Here is a 23,688-nt window from a genome sequence, read left to right as displayed (position 1 = left end):
ATGCGGGAATTGGGAAAGGTGCGGAAAGTCAGGCGGCCTGCGGCAGCTTGGCCAGTTCGCTTTCAAGGGAATAGCTGCCGAGCATGTTGTCGACCAGGCCGGATGCGTTCTGCCAGTCGTAGGTGCGATAGGCATGCCCCTTGGTGACAAAGGTGGCGCCGGCATAGAACATCTCGTACTGGTTGTGGCGCGACGCAAACTCGGAGCCGACCGCGTCCCAGGCGAGCTTGAAGAACTTGACGCGCTCTTCCGGGCTGCACACCGGCGACTTCTGCGTCTTGGCGATGATCCCGGCGAGCGACGGATTGGCGAAATCCTCGATGCTCGACGGCAGCATGATCATGCCGCCGCCGGCCAGCTCGCGCAGCGTGGCCAGCACCTTGCCGTAGAGCTGCTGGGTCACCACCTGCGAGCCGTACAGCATGCTGCGGTCCGGCACGAAGTAGCCATGCTTGCCGACCTGGCCCTTGGCCTCCATGCCGTAGACCCAGGCCTCGACCATGCCTGCTTCGGCGGCGAGCTGGCCCAGCATTTCCCTGACCTGCGGGAAGCTGTTGGTGCCGTTGATCTCGGTGATGCGGTGCGCCAGGCCCACCAGGAAACGCAGCTTCACCATCAGCCGCACCTGGCACTGGTAGTTCTGGTAGACGTGCGCCGGCGTGGCGTGGAATTGCCTGGCGCACAAGCCCACGTCGCCCGCGACGAAGATGCGCTCCCACGGCACCTTGACGTCGTCGAAATAGAGCACCGCGTCGTTCTCGTCAAAGCGGCTGGCCAGCGGGTTGTCGAACACCGAGGTGGCATTGGCTTCATACGACTTGCGCGACATCACCTTCAGGCCCTTGGTGTTCATCGGCACCGCGAAGGACAGCGCATACATCTCGTCGCCCTCGCGCAGCGGCTGGATGCAGCTGCAGAAGACCTCGTTGGCCATGATGCCGCTGGTCGCCAGCATCTTGGCGCCGCGCACGGTGATGCCCTCCGCGTCCTGGTCGACGATGCCCACCGCCAGGTACTTGTCTTCCTGCTCGTGCGCGGACTTGGACTGGTTGGCCTGCGGGTTGACGATCACATAGGTGAGGAACAGGTCGTTGTCGCGGGCATAGCGGTAGTAGTCGCGCAGCGCGCCGGCACGTGCCGGATCGGCCTGCTCGAAGACATCGATGCCCATGTACATGCCCGAGATGCAGGAAGCCACGTGGTCGGGCGAGCGGCCCATGAAGCCGTAGTGCAGTTCGGTCCAGGCTTCCAGCATCTGGCGGCGTTCGACCAGTTCGTTGTAGCTGGCCGGCAGCTCCCAGATCCGGCTGACGCGCCGGTCGGTGCCCGCCGGCTGGAAGGTCATCTTGTCGATATTGCCCGGCTGCGCCTGGAAGTCGTAGAGGTTGGCGTAGCTGCGGATCGAATTGCGGAAGGCCGGGTGGCTGGTGACATCTGTCACCCGCTTGCCGTCCAGGTACACCTCGCGGCCATCGCGCAGCATGGCGATGTGCTGGTTACCGGTCTTGATCATGTCGTTCTCCTGTGCTGACTGTCTGTTCTTGTGGATTCAGGCGGCGGCCGGGCTGTCTTCCAGTGCCCGGTACTTGCCGCCAAAGAAGATGAGTGGCCGGCCGTCCTGGCGGGCCTGGTGACGGACCACCCGCCCGATAAAGATCACGTGGTCGCCGCCGTCGTGCATGGCATAGGGCTCGCACTCGAAGGTGGCCAGCGCGTCCGGCAGCAGCACGTGGCTGTCCTCGTTGCGCTTGCTGAAACCGATGCCTTCCCACTTGCCGGAATTGGCCCTGGCGAAGCGGTTCGAGATATCCTGCTGCGCCTCGCCCAGCACGTTGACGGCATAGCGCCGCGCGCTGCGCAGGTCGCCAAGGCTCAGGCAGCGGCGGTCCACCGAGAACAGCACCAGCGGCGGATCCAGCGATACCGAGTTGAACGACGCCACCGTGATGCCGACCGGCAGCCCTTCTTCGCGCGGCGCGGTAATCACGGCGACGCCTGTTGCAAACATCGCCAACGCATTTCTGAAGCGGCGCTGCGCCTCGGCGTCCACATTGACGCCCTGACCGACAGATGACTCAGCCATCACGACTCCTACGCAAGTGTTGTCACCAAACCTGTTATTTTGTTTATTTACCTTTGTAACTTAGGTTTTATTGAATGCTATAAAACAACGGCATTCAAGTTGGTGGAAACCCTAGAGTGCGGAGCCGGACAGCTCCCGAGGCGACTCAATGAAATCCGGAAACCGTTGCTGGACAAGTTTTTCCGGCTAGCGGACAGGTGGCGCCACGCGGCCTGAACTGCAGCTGTCCGCGCGTCAAGCAACCCTACCGGCAGCATGGCGCTGCCGCGAACGGCCGCTACCCGGTGCTAGACTCGGCCCCACTTTCCTTGACCAGCGGGTACGCTTTGCCCACGGTCGTCCCCACATCCGCCTCCAGGAATGAGCGCCATGCAATCCGAGCCGAACACCCTTCCGATCTACATGGACTACAGCGCGACGACACCGGTCGACACCCGGGTCGTCGAGAAGATGGTTCCCTACCTGCACCAGCAGTTCGGCAACCCCGCATCGCGCAGCCACTACTACGGCTGGCAGGCGGAAGAGGCGGTCGAGACCGCACGCGCGCATGTGGCGGCGCTGCTGAATGCGGACCCGCGCGAGATCATCTGGACCTCCGGCGCGACCGAGGGCAACAACCTGGCGATCAAGGGCGCGGCGCATTTCTATCGCGGCAAGGGCAACCACATCATCACGGTCAAGACCGAGCACAAGGCGGTGCTCGATACCTGCCGCGAACTGGAGCGGCAGGGCTTTGAGGTGACCTATCTCGACGTCGGCACCGACGGCCTGGTCGACCTTGACGCGCTGCGCGCGGCCATGCGGCCGGACACCATCCTGGTTTCGGTGATGATGGTCAACAATGAGATCGGCGTGATCCAGCCAGTTGCGCAGATCGGCGAGCTATGCCGCGCGACGGGGGTGGTGTTCCATTGCGATGCGGTGCAGGCCGCCGGCAAGATCGCCATCGACCTGGATACCCTGAAGATCGACCTGCTCACCGTGACGGCGCACAAGGTCTATGGCCCGAAAGGCATCGGCGCGCTCTACGTGCGGCGCAAGCCGCGCATCCGCATCGAGGCGCAGATCCACGGCGGCGGGCATGAGCGCGGCATGCGCTCAGGCACCCTGCCAACGCACCAGATCGTGGGCATGGGCGAAGCCTTCAGGCTGGCAAAGCTGGAACTTGCGGAGGAAGCGCGCCGCGTGGGCGCGTTGCGCGACCGGTTGCTGGCGGGGCTGTCGCGGCTGGACGAGGTCTACGTCAACGGCAGCCTGGCGCACCGTATCCCGCACAACCTGAACATCAGCTTCAACTATGTCGAAGGCGAATCGCTGATCATGGGCATCAAGGACGTGGCGGTGTCGTCGGGCTCGGCCTGCACCTCGGCTTCACTGGAGCCCTCGTTCGTGCTGCGGGCGCTGGGCCGCAGCGACGAGCTGGCACATAGCTCGATCCGCTTTACGCTTGGGCGCTACACCACCGAGGCAGAGGTGGACGAGGTCATCCGGCAGGTCAGCGAGACCGTTACCCGCCTGCGTGAACTGAGCCCGCTATGGGAGATGCACCAGGAGGGCATCGATGTCGGCACGGTGCAGTGGGCCGCGCACTAGCCTTTCTGCCGGCGCGCCTGCAGGTGTTCGAGATCCAGCGCGGCGCGATCGCCGTTGGCGACCAGCCGGTCGACCACCGAACACAGCACCTTGAATTCGGTGCGGGAAACGCCGTCGAACAATACGTCGTTGATCTGCTGCTGCACCGGCAGCAGTTCATTGAGCAGACGCGTCCCGGCGGCGGTGATGGTCAGACGCATCTTGCGCTTGTCTTCGGGATGGGCCTTCTTGTCGATCAGCCCCAGCTTCTTGAGCTTGCCGGTCTCGATGGTGATGAACGGGCCGCTCAGGTGCAGATGGTCGGCGAGCTGGTTGACCGTCACCTCGCCTTGCTGCGACAGGTGCAGGATCGAGCGGATCAGCGAGTACTGGACCCCCGTCAGGCCGATCAGGCTGCCAAAGCCGTCGCGCACGGACAGCAGGCGCGCGGCAAACGGCAGCAGGCCATTCACCAGGTGCCGGAATTCACGGTCCGAGCCGTCGACCAGGCACGCCGGATGCGTTACGGTCAGGTTCTTATTTGCAGGAGTCGTTGCCATCGGCGGTATGTCCACTTAGCTTTTGATACAAGCTTTGTGCCAAATTCTAACAAACTCGCCGCAACACCCTGGCCGCCCCGCCTTTCAACCCATACCCCCGAGTCCAGCATGAACACAATCCCGCTCGCCACCGCCAAAGCCCGGCTGGCCCAATACGTCGAGGCCAAGGACAACAACCGCCCGGCGCTGATCCACGAAGCCTTTGCTCCGGATGCGTCGCTGACCTTCTCGATCGATACCGACTCCATCAGCTTTCCGCCCAAGGCCGAAGGCGCGGATGCCATTGCCTCGACGCTGGTCAGCGAGTTTGCGAAGACGTTCGACCGCTGCCGGACCTACTACATCGGCGACGTTGCGGCCGCGCTGGACGGCAACGCCATGACGATCCCCTGGCTGGTGGTGATGCGGGAAACCGCGGCCAGCGCCTTGCGCGTCGGCAAGGGCCATTACCGCTGGGGCTTTGCCGCCGGCGATGACGGCACGTACCGTATCGCCAGCCTGCATATCCATATCGAACGGATGGACACGATCGCCGATCCCGGCGCGGTCACGCTGGCGGCCCTGCAGGCGGCGCTGCCCTATCCCTGGCTGCCGGCGCCGGTGCTGGCTGCCGCCATCGAAGCGCACACCGGCGCGCAGCCCGCGCTGGGCTTCCTGAACGTGTTCGCGCAAGCAGCCCGCAGGTCCTGACGGGCGCGGATCATCTGGCCGGCAATTGCTGCGCGACCAGCGCCACCCAATACGCCGCGCCCAGCGGCAGGATCCTGTCGTTGAAGTCATAGTAGGGATTGTGCAGGGGCGGGTCTTCCGCGCTCTCGCCGGCGCCGATGCCGATATAAGCGCCGGGGCGCTTTTCCAGCATGAAGGCGAAGTCCTCCGATCCCATTGCCGGCTTGATATCGGTCTTCACGTTGTCGGCGCCCACCAGTTGCGCGGCGGCGGCAATGGCGGCGTCGGTCTCGGCGGGGGTGTTGACCACGCCGGGGTAGCCGGGGCGGTAGTCAATCGCGATCCGCGCCTCGTGGGTCGTGCCCACGCCCTCGCAGATCTGCCGCATCGCCGTCTGCGTGCGATCCCGCACGGCGGGGTTCAGCGTGCGGATGGTGCCGCGCAGCACCACCGACTCAGGCAGCACGTTCCAGGTATCGCCGCCGTGGATCTGCGTGATGCTGACCACGACCGAATCGGTGGGATCGGTGCGGCGGCTGGCAATGGTCTGCAGCGCGGTGATCAGGTGCGCGGACACGACCACGGAATCGATGCCGTGGTGCGGCTGGGCGCCATGCGCGCCCTTGCCGGTGATGACGATCTCGAAGTTGTCCAGGAACGCGGTCATGGTGCCGGCGCGGATGGCGAACTTGCCGCGTGGCAACTGGGGGAAGTTGTGCATGCCATAGACGGCATCGGCCGGGAACTGGTCGAACAGGCCCTCTTCCACCATCACGCGGCCGCCGCCTTCATTCTCTTCGGCGGGCTGGAACACGAAATGCACCGTGCCGCGGAAGGCATCGCGGTTGCGCGACAGGTGCGCGGCCGCACCCAGCAGCATGGCGGTATGGCCGTCGTGGCCACAGGCGTGCATCTTGCCCGCGCAGGTGGAAGCGTGGGCGGCCTTGCCCAGCTCCTGCATGTTCAGCGCATCCAGGTCCGCGCGCAGCGCGATGCTGGGGCCGTCGCCGTTGCGCAGCGTGCCGACCACGCCCGTCGTCGCCAGTCCCCGCTGCACTTCGATGTCCATCAAACCCAGCGCCTGCGCCACGATGCCAGCGGTGCGGTGTTCTTCGAATGCGGTTTCCGGAACAGCGTGGATGTCGCGGCGCCAGGCCAGCATGTCCTGGCGGATGTCGTCGGCAATATCGGGGTCGCGGTACATGGGTAATCTCTGCTACGGGTGGGATTCAGTGGAAGAACTCGGCAATCAGCGTGGCGCCGAGGAAGGTGCCGGCCGTGGCCGTCAGCGACACCACCACGATGCGCCAGCCGAGCAGCCGGAACACCGGCAGGTCCTTGGCCACCGAGAAGCCCGCCAGCGCCAGCACCGGCGTGGTGAAGGTCATGAAGTTGAGTTTTTCCGTCATGGCGATGACGGCATCGGAGAACGGGAACATCCCCGGCACGCCGATCAGCGTGACCGCCACCGACATCGTCAGCAGCAGCGGCACGCGCGGGAACACGCGCTTGAGCATGTCGCAGGCCACCACGATGGCAATGGCTACCAGGATGCCCTTGAGCGATACCGACAGCGGCACGTTGTATGACAGCTTGTTGCCGATCAGCACGCCGGCACCAACCAGGAACCAGCCCAGGGCGGCATCCCGCGCCGAGGTGCCGTGCGCCAGCGCGCCATCGAGCTTGACGCCCTGCACCTCGCGCATGGCGTCACGGCGCGAGAAGCGGCCCAGTACCGGCTCCAGCTTGCCGTACAGCCATGAGCACAGCGGCAGCGACAGGAACAGCGTGAAGTAGAAGCCGGCCACCGAGGTCAGCAGGTTCGACGCCGCGGCAATCGCCATGATCTCGGAAGCCTGCCCGGGGTGCTGCGCGACGATGGCGCCGACGGCCGCCGCCATCAGGCTGCCCGAGCCCACGCCGGCACCCATGGCCAGCGAACGCGGATCGAAGATGCCCAGGCTGCTGACAAACCCCGACAGCACCGCGATGAAGAGCGCGCCCAGCACGGTGCCGGTGATGTACTCGGCCAGCACGCCGCGGCCTTCCGGCGACGCCATGCCGTATTTCTCGCCGATGATGACGATATTGCCCTCGCGCCCAACCGAGAAGGTCGCGCCGACGGCCTCGCGCTTGATGCCTAGCAGCAAGGCCAGCGGCAGGCCCAGCGCCAGTGTCCCGAGCGCGTGCCCGAACTCCTGGAACAACAGCGCCCAGCCTGCGCCCTTGAGCTGCGGCAGCGCGCCGCCCACGGTCAGGCCGAGCTTCACCACGAACAGCAGCAGCCCGGCATTGAGCAGCCCGGTGGCAAGCGATTGCAGCGGCGCGTCGATGCGCACCGCGCGCGGCACGTTCCGGGCCGCGATGCCCCACGCCGCGGCCATCAGCAGCGCCCACAGCATCGGCATCAGCACGACCTTGCCGGGCCCCAGCTTGAACTGCACCGCGCCAATGGTTTCGGCAATCGCCACCACGACCAGCGTGACAACGGCCAGTCGTACCTTGCCACTGCCGGTGACGGCGGCAATCGGGGAAGCGGACGCAAGCGCCGGCTGGGCAATGGGGTTGGTCATCGGGTGTCTCCGCGGGAAGGCTGCTTATGTCGCACAAACGTGCTCTCTTCGGCATTCCGGTTCGATCTTGACCGCTTACCGAAGGATCGGGCTAGTATTCCGGCGCCTGAGCGTTTCATCAATGATCGTGATATGGGAAACTTGTTGCATTCAATGCAACGCTCAACCGGAGTGACACGTGCTTTCGATGGACGACAAACTGGACACGCGGCGCGTGCGTTACTTCATGCAGGTGCTCGACAGCGGCTCGGTCCGCGGCGCCGCCGAAGTCCTCGACATGGACCCCTCAGCCGTCAGCCGGGCCATCGCCGTGCTGGAGAAAGACTGCGGCACGCGCCTGCTGGAGCGGCACGGCCGCGGCGTGGTTGCCACCGAGGCGGGCGATCTGCTGGCCGCCTATGTCCGCAACCAGAACAACCAGAAGCAGCAGTTGCTGGCCGAACTCGACAGCATCCAGAAGGTGGCGCGCGGCCATATCGACATCGTGGCGGGCGAAGGTTTCGTCGAATGGCTGATGCGCCATAGCCTGCGCACCTTCATGCTGGCCCACCCGGGCATCACGGTGGACCTGTCGGTGGGCAGCACCGACGAGATCGTGCAGCGCATTGTCGATGGCAGCGCCCATATCGGGCTGGTGTTCCAGCCCCCCAAGGACGCGCGGCTGCGCTGCCACCACGCCCATCCGATGCCGATCCAGACCCAGGTGCTGGCCTCGCACCCGCTGGCGCAGCTGGGCCGGCCGCTGGACCTGCAGGACCTGCTGCCCTACCCTGGCGCCACCCTGCACCGGACCTTCGGCGTGCGCCAGCACATCGAGGCCGCAGAGATCAGCGAGGGCGTGCGCCTGCAGTCGCTGCTGACCACCTCGTCATTCAATGCGCTGGGGCACTTCGCGGCGGCGGGGCTTGGCTACGTCCTGTGTACGCGCCTGGCCTTGTGGAACCAGCTTAACGAGGCGCCCGTGGTGTCGCTGCCAATGAAAAACCCCCTGCTTTACCAGGGGGAAATCCAGACCGTGTCGCGCCAGGGCCGGGTGTTGTCGCCGCCGGCGGCACGGCTGTTGCGGCAGATCGTGGGGGACTTCTCGGCGCTGATGACTGGGGAGTGAGCCTTCGCGCCCGGTGTGTCAGACCACGCCCTCCGCCCGCAGCCGGACCAGCTCCTCATCCCCGATACCAAGCCGCCCATAGACCTCGGCATTGTGTTCGCCCACATCCGGCCCGGTACGCGGTGACGGCGGCGCATAGCCCGAGAAGCGCGGCACCACGCATGGCGCCGGCACCGAGCCCAGGTCCGGATCGGGCAGCCGCACGATGGCCTGGCGCGCCGCCATCTGCGGGTCGTCGACGATATCGGCGATGCTGAATACCTTGCTGAATGGCACCTGGCACTGCTCCAGCCGGGCCGCCACGGCGGCATAGGGCTGTGCGGCAAACCACTCGGCAATGCTGCCGTCCAGCGCTTCGATATTGCGCACGCGCCCGGCGTTGGTGGCGTATTCCGGCGCCTGCGCCAGTTGCGGTGCGCCCATGGCCTCGGCCAGCCGGCGGAAGGTGGCGTCGGAGGAGGCCACTACCGTGACCCAGATCTCGTCCGCGGTGCGGTACATGTTGGACGGCGCCGCGTAGGTGGTGCGGTTGCCGGCGCGCTGGCGCACATGCCCCAACTGTTCATATTCGATGGCCAGCGGATCCAGCAGGCGGAACAACGCCTCGGTGGCGGCCAGGTCGATCTCGCGGCCGCGCTGGCCGGGCCTGGCGCGCTGCTCTGCCACCGCAGTGGCAATCGCAAACGCGCCGAACAGCCCGGCGATCATGTCCCCCACCGGGTAGTTCATATGCATCGGTCCGCTCTGCGCGGTGCCCGCCAGGTTGGTGAAGCCGCTCCTGGCTTCAAAGATGCGGGCAAAGCCGGGCCGCGCCGCATCGGGCCCGGTCTGGCCGAAGCCGGTCAGCCGCAGCACGATCAGCTTCGGGTTGGCCGCATGGAGGGTGTCGAGATCCAGCCCCCAGCGCGTGAGCGTGCCGGTGCGGAAGTTCTCGACCAGCACATCGAACTGGGGCAGCAAGCGCAGGAAGATCTCGCGGCCGCGCGGCGTGCGCACGTCGAGCGAGATGCCGCGCTTGCCGCGGTTGGTCACCTTCCAGTACAGGGCGTGGTCCTCGGTAACCGGTTCAAGCCCGCGCAGCGGATCGCTGCCGTCGGGCAGCTCGAGCTTGACCACATCGGCGCCCATGTCGGCACACAGCGTGGCGGAAAACGGGCCGGCCACCACGGTGGCCATGTCCAGGATGCGCAGTCCGGCCAGCGGGCCCGTGCAGTGTGCGTCTGGCGATACAGCGTGTGTGTCCTGGTCTTGCATGGCGGGCCTCCGGCGGCATTGGCGTCTGCTGCAAGGTGGCAGGCGGCTTGCCCGGATGCAAGCACGGTTTCGCTGTGCGGAACTGTCGTGCTACAACATTGACGCCCCCATCTCCGGATCCCAGCATGGAACCCAAGCAACCACCGCACAGCATGGACCGCAACCCGGAACACCTGCCCCTGCCCGGCCTGGCCAGCGAGGATGCACTGGCCACCGACCGCCAGTTCGCCACCAACCTGGCGCGCGGGCTGGAGGTGCTGCGTGCCTTCACGCCGTCCAGCCCGGTGCTGGGCAACCAGGACATCGTGGCGCGCACGGGGCTGCCCAAGGCGACGGTGTCGCGGCTGACCTACACGCTGGGGCTGCTCGGCTTCCTGAGCCGCGTGCCCGGCAACCAGAAGTACCGGCTGGGCGCCGGCGTGCTGGCGCTGGCCTACCCGATGCTGGCCGGGCTGGCGATCCGCCAGGTGGCGCGGCCTTATATGGAGGCCATTGCGCGGGAAACCGGCTGCACGGTGAACCTGGGCATGCGCGAGCGGCTGTCGGTGGTGTACGTGGACAGTTGCCGGCTGGATCCCGGCAACCTCTACCAGCCGGACATCGGCAGCACCCGGCCGCTGCTGGCCAGCGCGATCGGCCGCGCGATCTTGCTGGCCTGCAGCGCAGACGAGCGCACGGCGCTGCTGAACCGGCTGCGCGTGGACGATCCGGAGCGCTTCAACGTTGAGCGCCAGATGTGGACGGACGACCAGAAGCATTTCCGCGCCCACGGCTACTGCCTGAGCCGCGGCGAGTGGCGGCCAGAGATCCACGCGATCGCGGCACCCGTGCGCCAGTCGCTGCACGAAGACCCGTTTGCGCTGAACTGCACCATCGCCGCATCGCGCAACCGCGACAACATGCTGGAGCGCGAGGTGGCGCCAAGGCTGCGCGAGGCGGTGCGGCAGATCGAACTGAGCTGCGCGCGCTAGCCGGCAGGACGCAGCAATGCACTCTGCCGGCGATGTCGCCGGCATGACAAGCGGCCCGCCAGAGGCCCGCATGAAACCGCGCCGCGGGAAATCCCCCGGCGCAGGCAACCCAAGGAGACAAGATGGATGCCATCCAACCGTTGCGCCGGCTCGCTGCCGGCATGCTGGCCTGCGCCGCGCTGATGCCGCTGCCAGTGCTGGCCGCCCCTGACAATGCGGCGCGCTTCCCGGACCACCCGATACGGATCATCGTGCCGTTCTCGGCGGGCGGTGTGGTCGACTCCGTCACCCGCATCACCGCGGAGAACATGGCCAAGGTACTGAAGCAGCCCGTCATCGTCGAGAACAAGACCGGCGCCGGCGGCGCCATCGGCGCGGACTTCGTCGCCCGGTCACCCGCCGACGGCTATACGCTGCTGGCGGTCAGCCCCAGCTATGTGGTCGGGCCGATGCTGAACCCGTCGATCCAGGGCAAGAGCGGCAAGGACTTCCGCGCGGTGGCGGGCATTGGTGCCGTACCCAACGTGATCGTGGTGCCGGCTTCGTCGCCGCTGCGCACACTGCCTGAACTGCTCGACGCCGCGCGCAGCAAGCCCGGCACGCTGACCTACGCCAGCGCGGGCGTCGGCACCTCGAACCATCTGTCGGCCGAACTGCTGGCGCAGATGACGCACGTGAAGCTCACCCACGTGCCCTACAAGGGCCAGCCCGAGGCCATGAGCGACCTGCTGGGCGCGCGCGTCTCGATGATGGCGCTGACCTCGGCCATTGCCCGCCAGCAGGTGCAAAGCGGCAAGCTGCGCGCGCTGGCGGTGACTTCGGCAAAACGCTCAGCCGTGATGCCCGACGTGCCCACCGTGGCCGAGGCCGCGCGCCTGCCCGGCTATGAAGTGGGCGGGTGGTTCGGCCTGGTCGCGCCGCAGGGCACGCCGGACGCGGTGGTGCGCAAGCTGGCCGAGGCCGCCGCGCAGGCCACCGCGGACCCCGCCACGGCACGCCGCCTGGCCGAACTCGGCATGGACCTGGCACCGCAATCCACCGCCGCATTCGACCGCTTCCTGGACACGGAAACCAAGAAATGGACCGGCGTGCTGAAGACCGCCGGCATCACGGCACAGTAGCCGCACACGCTCATCCAACCTACCGGAAACATTCCATGATCCGCGACTCCGCCCGCCAGCAAGCGCTGCTTGCCGATATCCGCCGCTTCGTGCTCGAAACCTGCATCCCGCTAGAGGCGGAGATCGACCGCACCGATGTCATCCCCGAGCCCGTGGTCGAACAGATGCGCCGCCTCGGCCTGTTCGGCCACAGCATCCCCGAAGCGTACGGTGGCGCAGGGCTGACCACCGAGGAGCTGGCGTTGGTGAACATCGAGGTCTCGCAGGCCGCCACCGTGTTCCGTGCCCGCTTCGGCGGTAATACCGGGATCGCCTCCGAATCGCTGGTGGCCGACGGCACCGAAGCGCAGCGGCAGCGCTACCTGCCGCAACTGGCCTCCGGCAAGGTGACCGGCTGCTTTGCGCTGACCGAACCGGAAGCCGGCTCCGATGCGACATCACTGCAAACCACCGCAAGGCAAGACGGCGATCACTACGTGCTGAACGGCAGCAAGTGCTTTATCACCAATGCGCCGATCGCCGACCTGTTCACCGTGTTCGCCCGCACCAATCCCGATACACCGGGAGCCCATGGCATCAGCGCCTTCCTGATCGAGCGCGGCACCCCGGGCCTCAGCACCAGCGAACCGGAACGCAAGATGGGACAGCACGGCTCGCCGGTGGGCGATGTCTACCTGAAGGACTGCCGCGTGCCGGCCAGCGCCATCGTCGGCGGCAAACCCAATGTCGGCTTCAAGACGGCGATGAAGGCGCTCAACAAGCAGCGCATCAACCTGGCCGGCCTGTGCGTGGGGCCCGCCATCCGGCTGGTCGACGAGATGGTCCGCTACGCGGCGCAGCGCCGGCAGTTCGGCAAGCCGATCGCGGACTACCAGCTGGTGCAGCAGATGATCGCCGACAGCAATACGGAACTGCACGCCGCCCGCGCACTGGTGCTCGACACCGCGCGCAAGCGCGACGCCGGCGAGGACGTGACCATGGAGGCGTCGATGTGCAAGCTGTTCGCCTCCGAAATGTCCGGCCGCGTGGCCGACCGCGCGGTGCAGGTGTTCGGCGGCAGCGGGTATATGGCACGCACCGTGGCCGAGCGCTTCTATCGCGATGTGCGGTTGTTCCGGCTGTATGAAGGCACGACGCAGATCCACCAGCTCAATATTGCGCGCAGGACGATGGAGGCGCGTGGGGCGGCGCTGGAGGGGAGTGGGCCTGAGCCAGATGCGAGGCAACCGGCGCGGTAGCCGGATTGCGTCCTTGCTGACTATCTGACTATCCGTGCGCGCTGGCAGCCAGCGCGTCCATGAACGCCTGCCGCAGCGGCGTCTGCTCGGTGTCCCGGCGCCGGAGCACGCCGACCATGCCCTCGCGCCGGTATGGCAGCCGCAATATCGCCACCTGCCCCAGGCGACTGAAGAACGCTGCCATCCGGCCTGACATCACGGCCAGCAGTTCTCCCTGCTGCAGCAGCGACACGTTGGCAAGCAACGTCGCGCTCTCGATCCGCACACATGGGGCGGGTTCGCCGGCCAGTGCCAGTTCGTAGTCCAGCTCGCGCCGGATCTGGCTGGTCACGGGCGGCCCCACCCAGGTATAGGCGCGCGTATCCGCCCACCCGACCTTGCGCTTGCGCGCAAGCGGATGCGTGGGGCCGGCGATCACGCGGATGGTCTCCGGATATAGCAGGTCGCAGCGCAGCTCGCCGTCGATGCCCTGCACTTCGGTACGCCCCATGACGAAGTCCAGCCGTCCTTCGCGCAGGGCCGGCAGCATGTCTTCGACGGTGCCCTCTGCCAGCGTCAGGTGGGCATCGGGAAAGCGCTCGCGGAACCGGCTGATCGCCGACGGCAGCAGGTCGACCGATACGGTTGGCGTCGCGCCGATCGCCAGTTGCCCAGCCGCGCCTTCTGCCATCACGCGAATGGTGGCCTGGGTGCGTTCGATCTCATTGAGGATGGTGCGGGCATGTACGACCAGCGCTTCGCAGAAGCGGGTCGGCACCAGGCCGCGCGAATGCCGCTCGAACAGCGCCACCCCCAGTTCACTCTCCAGCTCGGCCAGCCAGCGCGACAGGGCTGGCTGGGTCATGTTCAGGCGCGCAGCGGTACGGCTGACATTGCGGGTTTCATGTAGCGCCACCAGCACATGCAGCTGGCGGATACGCATCCGTTGGGTCCAGTCCATGGTATGAGTTTCAGGTTATAGCAGAGGTCATATTAATCATTTCAATGGAATCGCGGACGATGCAATAATTTTTCCATCCCCCGCAAGCCGCCATTGCCATGCCCCCGTCCAGCATTCCCGCCAGCGCCCGCCCCAATTTCCTGCTGTTCATCACCGACCAGCATCGCGCCGACCATCTCGGCATCTATGGCAACGCCGTGGTGCAGACGCCCAATATCGACCGGCTCGGCAGCCACGGCTGGGTGGCAGAGCGCTGCTATGTGGCCTCGCCGATCTGCATGCCGAACCGCGCATCGCTGATGACCGGGCGCGTGCCGTCGGTACACGGCGCGCGCCACAATGGCATTCCCTTGCCGCTGTCACAGACGACGTTTGTCGAGCGGTTGCGCGATGCCGGCTATCGCACGGGGCTGGTCGGCAAATCGCATCTGCAGAACATGACCGGCCTTGCGCCCGTCTGGCCACGTCCCGGCGATCCGCGCACGGAGGGCGAAGCGCGCCGGCCTGAAAGCGGGCGCTTCGACCAGGAATGGGGACCGGCCTGGCGCGACGATCCTGACTTCGCCATGTCCCTGCCGTATTACGGCTTTGCCGACGTGCAGCTGGTGACCGACCATGGCGACACGGCCGGCGGGCATTACCGGCGCTGGCTGGAGCAGCGCCATCCCGAAGTAGCGCGTGCCTGCGGCCAGGAGCATGCCATCCCGACGCCTGGCTATGTGTTGGCCGAAGCGCGGCAGGCCTGGCGCACGCGCGTACCGGAAACGCTGTCGACCACGGCATGGATCGGCGATCGCACCATTGACCTGCTCGGGCAATACGCGCAGGAGGACGCCCCCTTCATGATCCAGTGTTCGTTTCCGGATCCCCATCACCCGTTCACGCCACCCGGCCGATTCTGGGACATGTACCGGCCCGAGGACATGACCCTGCCGCCCTCGTTCGACGCCGATCCGGCGCTGGCGCCGCCGCACCTGCGCTGGATGCACGCGCAGCGCGACGCCGGCCGCGCCGTCAAGCATACGCCGGCGATGTTCGCCTGCACGGCGCGCGAGGCCCGCGAAGCGCTGGCGCTGAACTATGGCTCGATCGCGCATATCGACGACACCATCGGCCGCGTGATGGCGCACCTGGCCGCGCTCGGCCTGGATCGCAACACTGTGGTCCTGTTCACCAGCGACCATGGCGACTTCTTCGGCGATCACCAGTTGCTCTGGAAAGGGCCGCTGCACTACCAGGGCCTGATCCGCACGCCGCTGATCTGGTCGGAACCCGCAGCGCGCACGGCCACCGATGCCCGCGCCGCGCGCAGCCAGGCACTGTGCTCGAGCATCGATATCGCGCCGTCGATCCTCGCGCGCGCGGGCTGCGCGCCCTACAACGGCATGCAAGGCCTGTCGCTGCTGCCCGCCATCGCCGGCGAGGCATTGCCGCGGGAAGCCCTGCTGATCGAGGAAGAGAACCAGCGCACCATGTTCGGCTTCCCGATGCGCACGCGCATGCGGACGCTGCAAACCGCGCGCTATCGGCTCAGTGTGTACGAAGGCGCGCCGTGGGGCGAACTCTACGACCTTGAAACCGACCCAACCGAATCGCACAACCTGTGGGATGCGCCAGCGCTGGCAAGCACGCGCCAGGCGCTGCTGCACCAGCTGCTGGTCACCATGATCTCGCACAGCGACGCCAGCCCCAATCCGACCGCGCTTGCCTGAATCGGGTCCGCCCGCGCCACCAGCGGCAGCACCCCATGACAACAATATCCACGGAGACAACCATGACACCCCGTCCCTTCAGAATACTGATCGCCGCAGCCATGCTGGCGGCCGCGGTCCCCGCCTGCGCGCAGGATGCCTACCCGGCCAAGCCGGTCCGCCTGATCGTCAACTTTCCTGCAGGTGGCCCGCTCGACACCGTGGCACGGCTCATTGCCGAGCGTGCCGGGCGCGACCTGAAGCAGCCGGTCGTGGTGGAGAACCGCTCCGGCGCCGGCGGCAACATCGGTGCCGAAGCCGTCGCGCATGCGACGCCGGACGGCTACACGTTGCTGATGTCGACTGACACCGTTGTCACCGTCAATCCGTTCGCCTATCGCAAGATGTCGTTCGACCCGGTCCGCGACCTGGAGCCGGTTGGCCTGGCCGGCACCTTCAATCAGGTGCTGGTCACGCATCCCGGCCTGAAAATCCGCGACCTGAAGCAGTTCCTGGCTGCCGGCAAGGACAAAGACCTGTCCTATGCATCGGCTGGCGTAGCATCGCCGGGCCATATTGTGTTCGAGATGCTGAAGGCACGCACGCAGATCCGGGGCACCCATGTCCCCTACAAGGGCAATGCGCCAGCGCTGAGCGACGTGCTCGCGGGTCAGGTACCGGCAGGATTCCTGGCCACGCCGACCGCCGTGCAATACATCAAGGGCGGCAAGCTGGTCGCGCTTGCGGTGTCCGGCCTCAAGCGCGACCCCTTGCTCCCGGACGTGCCGACGGTGGCAGAGACCGGCATCGCCAACTTCGATGCCGAGTTCGCCTTCGTCATGTTCCTGCCCTCAGGCACGCCCGCGGCCATCCGTGCGCGCTGGGAGCAGCAGCTCAAGACCGTCTTCGCGGACGCGGATTTCCAGAAGAAGCTGCTGGCACAGGGCGTGCGGCCGCAGACGAGCAACGGCGCGGCGGCAGCGCAATGGCTGGCCGCGGGGCGTACGCGCTGGGGCGAACTGATCCGCAAGCTCGGCGTGTCGCTGGACTGAGCGACTGCCCCGGGGCCTTCAGCCCCGCCCCCGCCCCGCCTTCTCCGCCAGCGGCGAGCGCACGCGAAAATGCGCCGCCAGCAGCGCCGCGAATTCCTCCGCGATCTCCGATGGCGCGGAATGCCCGGAGAACGCCATGCGCACCTCCACCGGGCAGCGCGGTGCGAGCGGCACCACCCGCAAGCCGTGTCCGAATACAGCCGCGACATAGGGATTGACGATCCCTATGCCCGCCCCTTCGGCCGCCATCGTGCAGATCGTGCCTGAGTAAGTGGTCTCGATGGTCGCCGACGGCTCGACGCCGGCTTTTTGCATGAGCCGCTGCACCGCCAGGTGCAGCGCATCGTCTGCGTTCAGCAGGATCAGGAACTGCCCGCGCAAGTCGCGCACGCGAAGGGTGTCGCGCGCCGCCAGCGCGTGTTCCGGGTGCATGACGCACACCGCCCCCGACTCATGCACCACGTTGACATCCAGGTGCGGATGATCGATCTCGCTGGTGGTCAGCACCAGGTCGTAGAGGCCATGCAGCAACCCTTCGCGCAACTGGTGCCCGCCGACCGTTTGCAGGCTGATATGCACGTCCGGGTGGCGCTCGGTGAACGGCCGGATCACCTTGGGCATCACCCCCAGCCCGAGTGAAGGCGTGCAACCGATACGCAGCACGCCGGTGCCGGACTTGCGCAGCACCGCCACGTCCTGTTCGATCCGCGCCAGCCCCTGGAAGTGGTTCTGCACCGTGTCGAACAGGCGCCGCGCTTCCTGCGTCGGCCGCAGCCGGCCCTTCTGGATATCGAACAGCTTCAGTTCAGTCGCCGCCTGCATCTGGGCCAGCAATCGGCTCACCGACGGCTGGGTCGTATGCAGCATGGCAGCGGCCGCGGTCGTAGTTCCGGTCAGCATGACCGCGCGGAACGCCTCGATCTGGCGGAAATTCAGGGGACGGGACATGGCATCGGCAAGGGACGGGCGCGTCGGGCAATGTATATCAAATCTGCATAGGGTGCATTGAACAAAGAATTATTCAGAATGCCAACCCCTCCTCTACACTCGCTTCGCATTGCCGCTTCCAAGACGGCAGGACCAGAACCCAAGGAGAAAGTTGATGAAGCGGCATTCACCCCGGAATGTTTGGAAACGCGCGATCGTTGCGGCCGTGCTGGCCATCGCCGGCACGGGCAGCGCGCTCGCCCAGCCGGGCTATCCGGACCACACGATCCGGATCATCGTGCCGTTCAGCGCCGGGGGCAGCTCGGACCTGCAGGCACGCATGCTGGCCGACCGGCTGGGCAAGCTCTACAAGCAATCGGTGGTGGTCGAGAACCGGCCCGGCGCCGGCGGCCATATCGGGGGCAAGGCCGTGGTCGATGCGGCGCCCGACGGCTACACGCTGCTGCTGGGCTCGCTGGGCCTGCACGCCACCTATGCCACCTTCAAGAAGCTGAACTACAACCCCGCCACCGACCTCAAGGTCGTGACGGTGCTGGCCGAGATGCCGCACGTGGTGGTGGTCAACCCGAAGCTGGCGGTGAACAACCTGCAGCAACTGGCCAGCCTGGCGCGCCAGCAGCCAGACACGCGGACCTTCGGCTCGGCCGGCGTCGGTTCCTCGGTGCACATGATGGGCGAGCTGTTCCGGCTCAATGCCAATGCGCCGATCACGCATGTGCCGTACAAGGGCAGCTCAGCGGCCATGACGGATCTTCTCGGTGGCCAGATCGACATGATGTTCGAGAATCCGCCCACCACGCTGGCCTATATCCGCTCCGGCAAGCTCAAGGCGCTGGCGGTGACCGGCAAGACCCGCTCGGCCGCGCTGCCCGATGTGCCCACTGCCAGCGAAGCCGGCTACCCGTCGTTCGTGGCGACTTCCTGGACCACGGTTGCGGTTGGCGCCAGGGTGCCCGATGCGATCGCGGACAAGCTCAACGCCGATATCCGCCAGATCGTGGCCACGCCGGAGTTCCGGCAGGGACTGCAAGAGCAGGGCATGACCCCGGTGGCCAATACGCGCGATGCCGCGCAGAAGTTCGTCGCCGCGGAGAAAGTGCGCTGGGACCAGGTGATCCTGAAGGGCAGGATCAGCGCCGAATAAGCGGCTTCCATCCGCGCACGGACACGCCCCCTTCATGGCTGGCCGCGCGGCCAGCCATTGCCCCTTCCAGACTTCAGCTTCAACACGGACACACACGCTTCATGTCAACGGAACGCATCATTGCCAAGCCGCTGCCCTGCCGCCGCGTCGGCGCGGGCGAGCCTCATCACTTCTTCGGCTACTACAACAAGACCAACTGGGACCGCAGCGGCCGCTACCTGCTGGCGCAGCGCGTGCCGATGGCCGATGCCGACCTGACCCCCGACCTGGTTGCCGAGATCGGCTACTTCGACCTGCAGGACAACGACCGCTTCCATCGCGTGGGGGTAACTACCGCCTGGAACTGGCAGATGGGCTCGCAGCTGCAATGGCTGGATGGGGAAGCACAGCGCCAGCTTGTCTACAACTGCCGCACCCAGGACGTGAAGGCCTTCTATCCCAACCTGGGCGCCACCATCTTCAACCTCGATACCGGTGAAGCGCGCCAGTTGCCGATGCCGGTCTATGTGGTCGCGCCGGACAGCCGCTATGCACTGTGCGTGGACTACCGCCGCCTCTACGTCACGCACCAGACCATCGGCTACAGCGACCACGGCACCCAGCCCGCGCTGGACAATGCGCCCGCCGACGACGGCATCCACTACATGGACCTGCGCACCGGCCAGACGCGCCTGGTCGTGAGCTACGCTGACCTGCGCAACTTCAATCCGCGCGCCTCGATGGACAAGGCCATCCACTGGGTCAGCCACATCGAAATTAACCCGTCCTCATCGCGCGTGCTGCTGCTGCACCGCTGGACCGAACGGGTCGAGGACGAAACCTGCTTCCTGCACCGGCTGATCACGGTCAATCCGGACGGCAGCGACATGCGCTTGCTCGAATGCTCCGACCATCCGCTGCCGCAGCTTGCCGAAGATTTCGATCCGAACGCGGTCGGCACCTTCGACTATGAGAAGTCCGAGTACCAGATCTCCCATCCGCTCTGGCAAGACGATAGCAATATCATCGTGTGGGGACCGCACGCGGGCAGCATCCACTACCACCTCTACCACGACAGCCCCGGCGGCAAGGTTGAAGTCATCGGCGACGGCATCCTGACCGAGAACGGTCACATGACCTTCTCGCCCACCAACAAGCGCTGGCTGCTCAGCGACACCTATCCCGACGCGCACACCAACGAGCGCGTGCTGTTTCTCTTCGACATGGCGCAGGGCGTGCGCCATGACCTGGGCAGTTACTACACCAGCCCGGTCCTGAAGAAGGAAAACCGCTGCGACCTGCATCCACGCTGGAGCCGCGACGGGCGGCACGTGTGCATCGATTCGATCCACGACTCCGAGCGGCAGATGTATATCGTCGACGTTTCCGCGCTGATCGACGAGGCAGGCCAGGCGTAAGGCGCCCCCGACACAAGCGTCGCAGCACGCTGCTGCCCTGTACCCCTGCGCCAAAGGCACCAGCCTGGAAGCGCCATGGGCAGCGCCCTCTCTCCGAAGCCCCCCTCCCCCACACGCCGCCAGCCAGGTCACGCTGGCGGCAACCTGCGTACCTGGCAGTCCCCTTGTCTCCCGCCCTCGGTGCCAAGTCCCATGTTGCCCCGCTTCCTGGCTATGGCGCGCTGCCGCAGGCGCCTGCCTGTAAACAGGGCGTGCAAAAAGGGCATTCTTCACCAAAACTGATGATGAGCATTCGGCAGTCCCGGGCCTGACAAGGTCCCGCCAAGCGCGAGCCCGCCCGGTCCGGGCTTCACGGACCGGCGCAGCAGGTAGCGCAAGCATCACATAAGTGATGCTAAAGGCATTTTACAGTGAGAAATCGGCCTATCGGCCGGCGAAGGTGCGGCCACGACGCGGCTGTCTCAACCCGGCACCCCCCACTCCAAACGGACGTTGGATTGGTGGAAGTCCGGTCACAATCGCTGAGTAAGGCTGGCACAGTGGTCGCTACGTCAACAGGACTCCCCCGACTTGTCAGCAATGGCACCTCGCCGGAAGGACTGGGTGCGGCCGCGTCGCGCGCGGACGGCAGCTTTTTGCCGCAACCGCCATGCAGAGCCTTGCCACCGATCTCACTGATTACCCGACCTGTAGAAGGAAAGCCGATGTTCTCCGAAGCCGAGCCTCCGCACTCGATGCGCCACGCCTCTCGCGCCAAAGCCCCCACGCTGCCGCCATGGATCACGGCGCGGATGGCACAACATTTCGACGAGCGGATGGGCAAGCTCTGGGGCGGCGATCATCTGCTTCACGGACGCACGCCCGGGCCCGATGCACTGCACCTGAGCAGCAACGACTATCTCTGCCTGCTCGGCGAGACCTCTCTGGTACAGGCGCAGGCGCGGGCCTTCCTCAATGAGGAGCCGGAGTTGCTGATGTCGTCCGTGTTCCAGCACGGCGACACCCCGCAGCGGCGCGTCGAGCGCAAGATCGCAGACCTGATGCAGGCCGAGGACGGGCTGATCGCCCAGTCCGGCTGGGCCGCCAACGTCGGCCTGGTGCAGTGCATTGCCGGCCCCGGCATTCCGGTCTATATCGACATGAACGGGCATGCCTCCCTGTGGGAGGGCATCATCGCCGCGGGCGCGCAGGCCGTGCCGGTGCGCCACAACGATTGCGAGCACGTGCGCCGCCAGCTTGAGCGCTTCGGCCCGGGCGTGATCATGGTGGACTCGGTCTACAGCACCACCGGCAGCGTGGCGCCGCTGGAGGACTATGTCGACCTGGCGGAGGCGTCTGGCTGCGTGCTGGTGGTGGATGAGTCGCACTCGCTCGGCACCCATGGGCCGTCTGGCGGCGGCCTGGTGCGCGCGCTCGGGCTGTCCGAGCGCGTACACTTCCGCACGGCCTCGCTGGCCAAGGCGTTTGCCGGCCGCGCCGGCTATGTTGCCTGTTCGACCGACTTCAAGGACTTCTTCGCGGTTGAGTCCCGGCCGGCCATTTTCAGTTCCGGGCTGCTGCGCCATGAGGTTGCGTGGTTCGATGCCGTGACGGATTTCGTCGCCACGGCGGATGAGCGCCGTGCGCGCCTGCACGCCATCACTCGCGACACCCGGGCTGCGATTGCCGAACTGGGCTACAACATCAGCGAAGGCTCCGAGCAGATCATCGGCCTGGAGGCGGGAACCGAGCCGCAAGTCAAGGTGCTGCGCGATGCGCTGCAGAGCCGCGGGATCTTCGGCGCGGTATTCTGTGCGCCGGCAACACCGAAGAATCGGGCATTGATGCGACTTACGCTGCATGCGAAACTTGCCGCCAATGAAATCGACCGCCTGGTCGGCGTGCTCGCCAGCATCCGCGACGAAGTCCGGCTGGATGAATGGTCCTCGACGCGCCGGGCCCGGCGCAAGTCTCAAAATCCCACAAGCGGGTCGCTGGCAGGCTCCCGCGAGGAGTAGTCCTGGAGATGGATGCAAAGGTAGCGCAAGCGGAAGACGGCCGCACCTCACTTGCCGGCGTCGCCCGCGATGCGTGGCAGACTGTATTCGAGACCGCCGCGCGGGCTACGCTGCTGGACGAGGAGAGCGTCATCCGGCTGCGCCGGATCCAGATGGTGGGGGCGCTGGGCGTGATCGGACACCCGCTGTACTACGTGATCTGGTCCTACATCTTCCCGCAGCCCTATGAAAACCTCTGGCTGCGCCTGGTCTGCACCGCGCTGTTCGTGCCGCTGCTGTTCGCCTCCGCCTTCTCGGACCGGCGCTGGCTGCCGCCCTATGCACTCTTTGCCATTACCATAGGCCTGCCGTTCGCCTTTATCTTCTTCTACCTGGAGAATGGCGGCTCCATGGTGTGGGCCGAATCGGTCATCATCGCGGTGGTGATCCTGTATCACTTCAACACCGCGTTCGCGACCATTGCCTTGTTCTCAGGGGCCGCAGCAGCCATTGCGCTGTTCGTGCTGGCGGGCAACTCCATGGGCGGAATCCCGTGGGAGCCGGTACTGCTGCAGCTGCCGGTGATCGGCTTTGTCATCGCGGTGCTGGTGGTGATCAAGATGGACCGCCAGCTGCTGGCCGAACAGAAGCGGCGCGGGATGGCCGCCGCGCTGGCCACCGTCGCGCACGAACTGCGCACGCCGCTGACCAGCCTGGCCATGACTGCCAGGGGCCTCAAGGCGCGGCTGCCGGCAGCCCTGGACCAGGACACGCCGCAGCGCGACGGCCTGATGCAGGCCGTGGCCCGGATGGAATCAGACCTGGCCCATATTAGCAACAGCATTGAACTGCTGGTCGCCAACTCCAAGAACCCGGACAACGCCACGCAGGAGCTGTTCGAACTGGGCGGTGTGATCCGCGACGCTGTCGGCCGGTTTCCGTTCGAGCACAGCGACCTGGATCTGGTCACCGTCGACCTGCCTGGCCCCGCCTACGTGATGGGCAACGCCCAGTTGTTCGGGCTGGTCACGACCAACTTGCTGAAGAACGCGCTGGAAGCGACCAAGCGGGCCGGCAAGGGCACCATCCATATCCGCTGCGAGGTCCGGCCCGACGCCGTCCATGTGGTGTTCCGCGACACCGCCACGGGCGTGCCGCCGCAAGTGCTGGCCCGGATGTTCCAGCCCTTCTTCTCTTACCCGGCACATCGCGGCACCGGCATCGGACTGGCGTTTTGCCAGAAGGTGCTGAACAGCTGGGGGGCAAGCATCAGCTGCCGCTCCGAGGAGCACGTGTTCACCGAGTTCGATATGCGCCTTCCCCGCAAGGGGAAATGGCCCGAGGCGCCATCGCAATAGCAATAGCAGGCGCCGGCATTGCGCCGGCGCCGC

20 protein-coding genes are annotated in these 23,688 nt (G+C 66.3%); 12 read left to right on the top strand and 8 right to left on the bottom strand.

What is annotated here, in order from left to right; genetic code table 11:
- Positions 1–28: 28 nt before the first annotated feature.
- A complete protein-coding gene (locus tag I6H87_RS21230) occupies positions 29–1,513 on the bottom strand; it encodes a 4-hydroxyphenylacetate 3-hydroxylase family protein (RefSeq protein WP_010812511.1) in 1,485 nt (494 codons plus the stop codon).
- 36 nt (positions 1,514–1,549) lie between these two features.
- Entirely contained in the window at positions 1,550–2,083 is a 534-nt protein-coding gene (locus tag I6H87_RS21225) for a flavin reductase family protein (protein ID WP_011616636.1), read from the bottom strand.
- Between the two features lie 369 nt (positions 2,084–2,452).
- On the opposite strand from I6H87_RS21225, the gene I6H87_RS21220 reads away from it, so the two are divergent.
- On the top strand, positions 2,453–3,676 hold the full coding sequence (locus I6H87_RS21220; RefSeq protein ID WP_011616635.1) for an IscS subfamily cysteine desulfurase: 1,224 nt from the start codon (positions 2,453–2,455) through the stop codon (positions 3,674–3,676).
- Here I6H87_RS21220 and I6H87_RS21215 read toward each other — a convergent pair.
- The gene (locus I6H87_RS21215) at positions 3,673–4,215 is read right to left on the bottom strand and encodes a MarR family winged helix-turn-helix transcriptional regulator (protein ID WP_010812514.1); all 543 of its coding nucleotides are present in this window, start codon (positions 4,213–4,215) and stop codon (positions 3,673–3,675) included. The genes I6H87_RS21220 and I6H87_RS21215 overlap by 4 nt on opposite strands.
- Positions 4,216–4,323: 108 nt before the next feature.
- Here I6H87_RS21215 and I6H87_RS21210 point away from each other — a divergent pair, with 108 nt between their 5' ends.
- Positions 4,324–4,905, top strand: coding sequence for a nuclear transport factor 2 family protein (locus I6H87_RS21210; protein WP_010812515.1), 582 nt, complete (start codon positions 4,324–4,326; stop codon positions 4,903–4,905).
- Positions 4,906–4,915: 10 nt separating this feature from the next.
- Here the strand turns inward: I6H87_RS21210 and I6H87_RS21205 are convergent, their stop codons facing one another.
- On the bottom strand, positions 4,916–6,088 hold the full coding sequence (locus tag I6H87_RS21205) for a M20 aminoacylase family protein (RefSeq protein ID WP_010812516.1): 1,173 nt from the start codon (positions 6,086–6,088) through the stop codon (positions 4,916–4,918).
- 25 nt (positions 6,089–6,113) lie between these two features.
- The gene (locus tag I6H87_RS21200) at positions 6,114–7,457 is read right to left on the bottom strand and encodes a DUF3100 domain-containing protein (protein WP_011616634.1); all 1,344 of its coding nucleotides are present in this window, start codon (positions 7,455–7,457) and stop codon (positions 6,114–6,116) included.
- Positions 7,458–7,644: 187 nt separating this feature from the next.
- On the opposite strand from I6H87_RS21200, the gene I6H87_RS21195 reads away from it, so the two are divergent.
- Complete coding sequence (locus tag I6H87_RS21195; protein WP_010812518.1) at positions 7,645–8,565, top strand: LysR family transcriptional regulator; 921 nt, start codon at positions 7,645–7,647, stop codon at positions 8,563–8,565.
- An 18-nt stretch (positions 8,566–8,583) separates the two neighbouring features.
- On the opposite strand, the gene I6H87_RS21190 is transcribed toward I6H87_RS21195, so the two are convergent.
- Positions 8,584–9,819 (bottom strand): CaiB/BaiF CoA transferase family protein, encoded by a 1,236-nt coding sequence (locus I6H87_RS21190; protein WP_010812519.1) that lies wholly within the window; start codon positions 9,817–9,819, stop codon positions 8,584–8,586.
- Between the two features lie 125 nt (positions 9,820–9,944).
- Between I6H87_RS21190 and I6H87_RS21185 the strand changes: the two genes are divergently transcribed.
- The 3 genes from I6H87_RS21185 to I6H87_RS21175 all read left to right on the top strand — a co-directional run bounded on the left by I6H87_RS21185 (position 9,945) and on the right by I6H87_RS21175 (position 13,149).
- On the top strand, positions 9,945–10,790 hold the full coding sequence (locus tag I6H87_RS21185; protein WP_371852257.1) for an IclR family transcriptional regulator: 846 nt from the start codon (positions 9,945–9,947) through the stop codon (positions 10,788–10,790).
- A gap of 122 nt (positions 10,791–10,912) precedes the next feature.
- On the top strand, positions 10,913–11,911 hold the full coding sequence (locus tag I6H87_RS21180; RefSeq protein WP_011616632.1) for a Bug family tripartite tricarboxylate transporter substrate binding protein: 999 nt from the start codon (positions 10,913–10,915) through the stop codon (positions 11,909–11,911).
- Positions 11,912–11,946: 35 nt separating this feature from the next.
- A complete protein-coding gene (locus I6H87_RS21175; RefSeq protein WP_011616631.1) occupies positions 11,947–13,149 on the top strand; it encodes an acyl-CoA dehydrogenase family protein in 1,203 nt (400 codons plus the stop codon).
- 28 nt (positions 13,150–13,177) lie between these two features.
- Here the strand turns inward: I6H87_RS21175 and I6H87_RS21170 are convergent, their stop codons facing one another.
- The gene (locus I6H87_RS21170) at positions 13,178–14,089 is read right to left on the bottom strand and encodes a LysR family transcriptional regulator (protein ID WP_081225793.1); all 912 of its coding nucleotides are present in this window, start codon (positions 14,087–14,089) and stop codon (positions 13,178–13,180) included.
- A 98-nt stretch (positions 14,090–14,187) separates the two neighbouring features.
- On the opposite strand from I6H87_RS21170, the gene I6H87_RS21165 reads away from it, so the two are divergent.
- Together I6H87_RS21165 and I6H87_RS21160 are read left to right on the top strand one after the other, a co-directional pair.
- Positions 14,188–15,801, top strand: a complete 1,614-nt coding sequence (locus I6H87_RS21165; protein ID WP_011616630.1) for a sulfatase family protein — start codon at positions 14,188–14,190, stop codon at positions 15,799–15,801.
- 62 nt (positions 15,802–15,863) lie between these two features.
- Positions 15,864–16,832, top strand: coding sequence for a Bug family tripartite tricarboxylate transporter substrate binding protein (locus I6H87_RS21160; RefSeq protein WP_011616629.1), 969 nt, complete (start codon positions 15,864–15,866; stop codon positions 16,830–16,832).
- Positions 16,833–16,850: 18 nt separating this feature from the next.
- Here I6H87_RS21160 and I6H87_RS21155 read toward each other — a convergent pair whose 3' ends face one another.
- Positions 16,851–17,780 (bottom strand): LysR substrate-binding domain-containing protein, encoded by a 930-nt coding sequence (locus I6H87_RS21155; RefSeq protein ID WP_011616628.1) that lies wholly within the window; start codon positions 17,778–17,780, stop codon positions 16,851–16,853.
- A 154-nt stretch (positions 17,781–17,934) separates the two neighbouring features.
- On the opposite strand from I6H87_RS21155, the gene I6H87_RS21150 reads away from it, so the two are divergent.
- From I6H87_RS21150 to I6H87_RS21135, 4 genes are all read left to right on the top strand, one after another.
- Entirely contained in the window at positions 17,935–18,924 is a 990-nt protein-coding gene (locus I6H87_RS21150; RefSeq protein ID WP_011616627.1) for a Bug family tripartite tricarboxylate transporter substrate binding protein, read from the top strand.
- A 101-nt stretch (positions 18,925–19,025) separates the two neighbouring features.
- Complete coding sequence (locus I6H87_RS21145) at positions 19,026–20,321, top strand: hypothetical protein (RefSeq protein WP_011616626.1); 1,296 nt, start codon at positions 19,026–19,028, stop codon at positions 20,319–20,321.
- A 704-nt stretch (positions 20,322–21,025) separates the two neighbouring features.
- Positions 21,026–22,318, top strand: coding sequence for an alpha-hydroxyketone-type quorum-sensing autoinducer synthase (cqsA, locus tag I6H87_RS21140; RefSeq protein ID WP_011616625.1), 1,293 nt, complete (start codon positions 21,026–21,028; stop codon positions 22,316–22,318).
- Between the two features lie 8 nt (positions 22,319–22,326).
- Entirely contained in the window at positions 22,327–23,655 is a 1,329-nt protein-coding gene (locus I6H87_RS21135; RefSeq protein WP_011616624.1) for a sensor histidine kinase, read from the top strand.
- Positions 23,656–23,688 lie beyond the last annotated feature (33 nt).

Source organism: Cupriavidus necator (assembly GCF_016127575.1).
GTDB lineage: Bacteria > Pseudomonadota > Gammaproteobacteria > Burkholderiales > Burkholderiaceae > Cupriavidus > Cupriavidus necator_D.
Note: the sequence above shows the minus strand (reverse complement) of the source record. Positions and strands in the feature narration are given on the sequence as shown.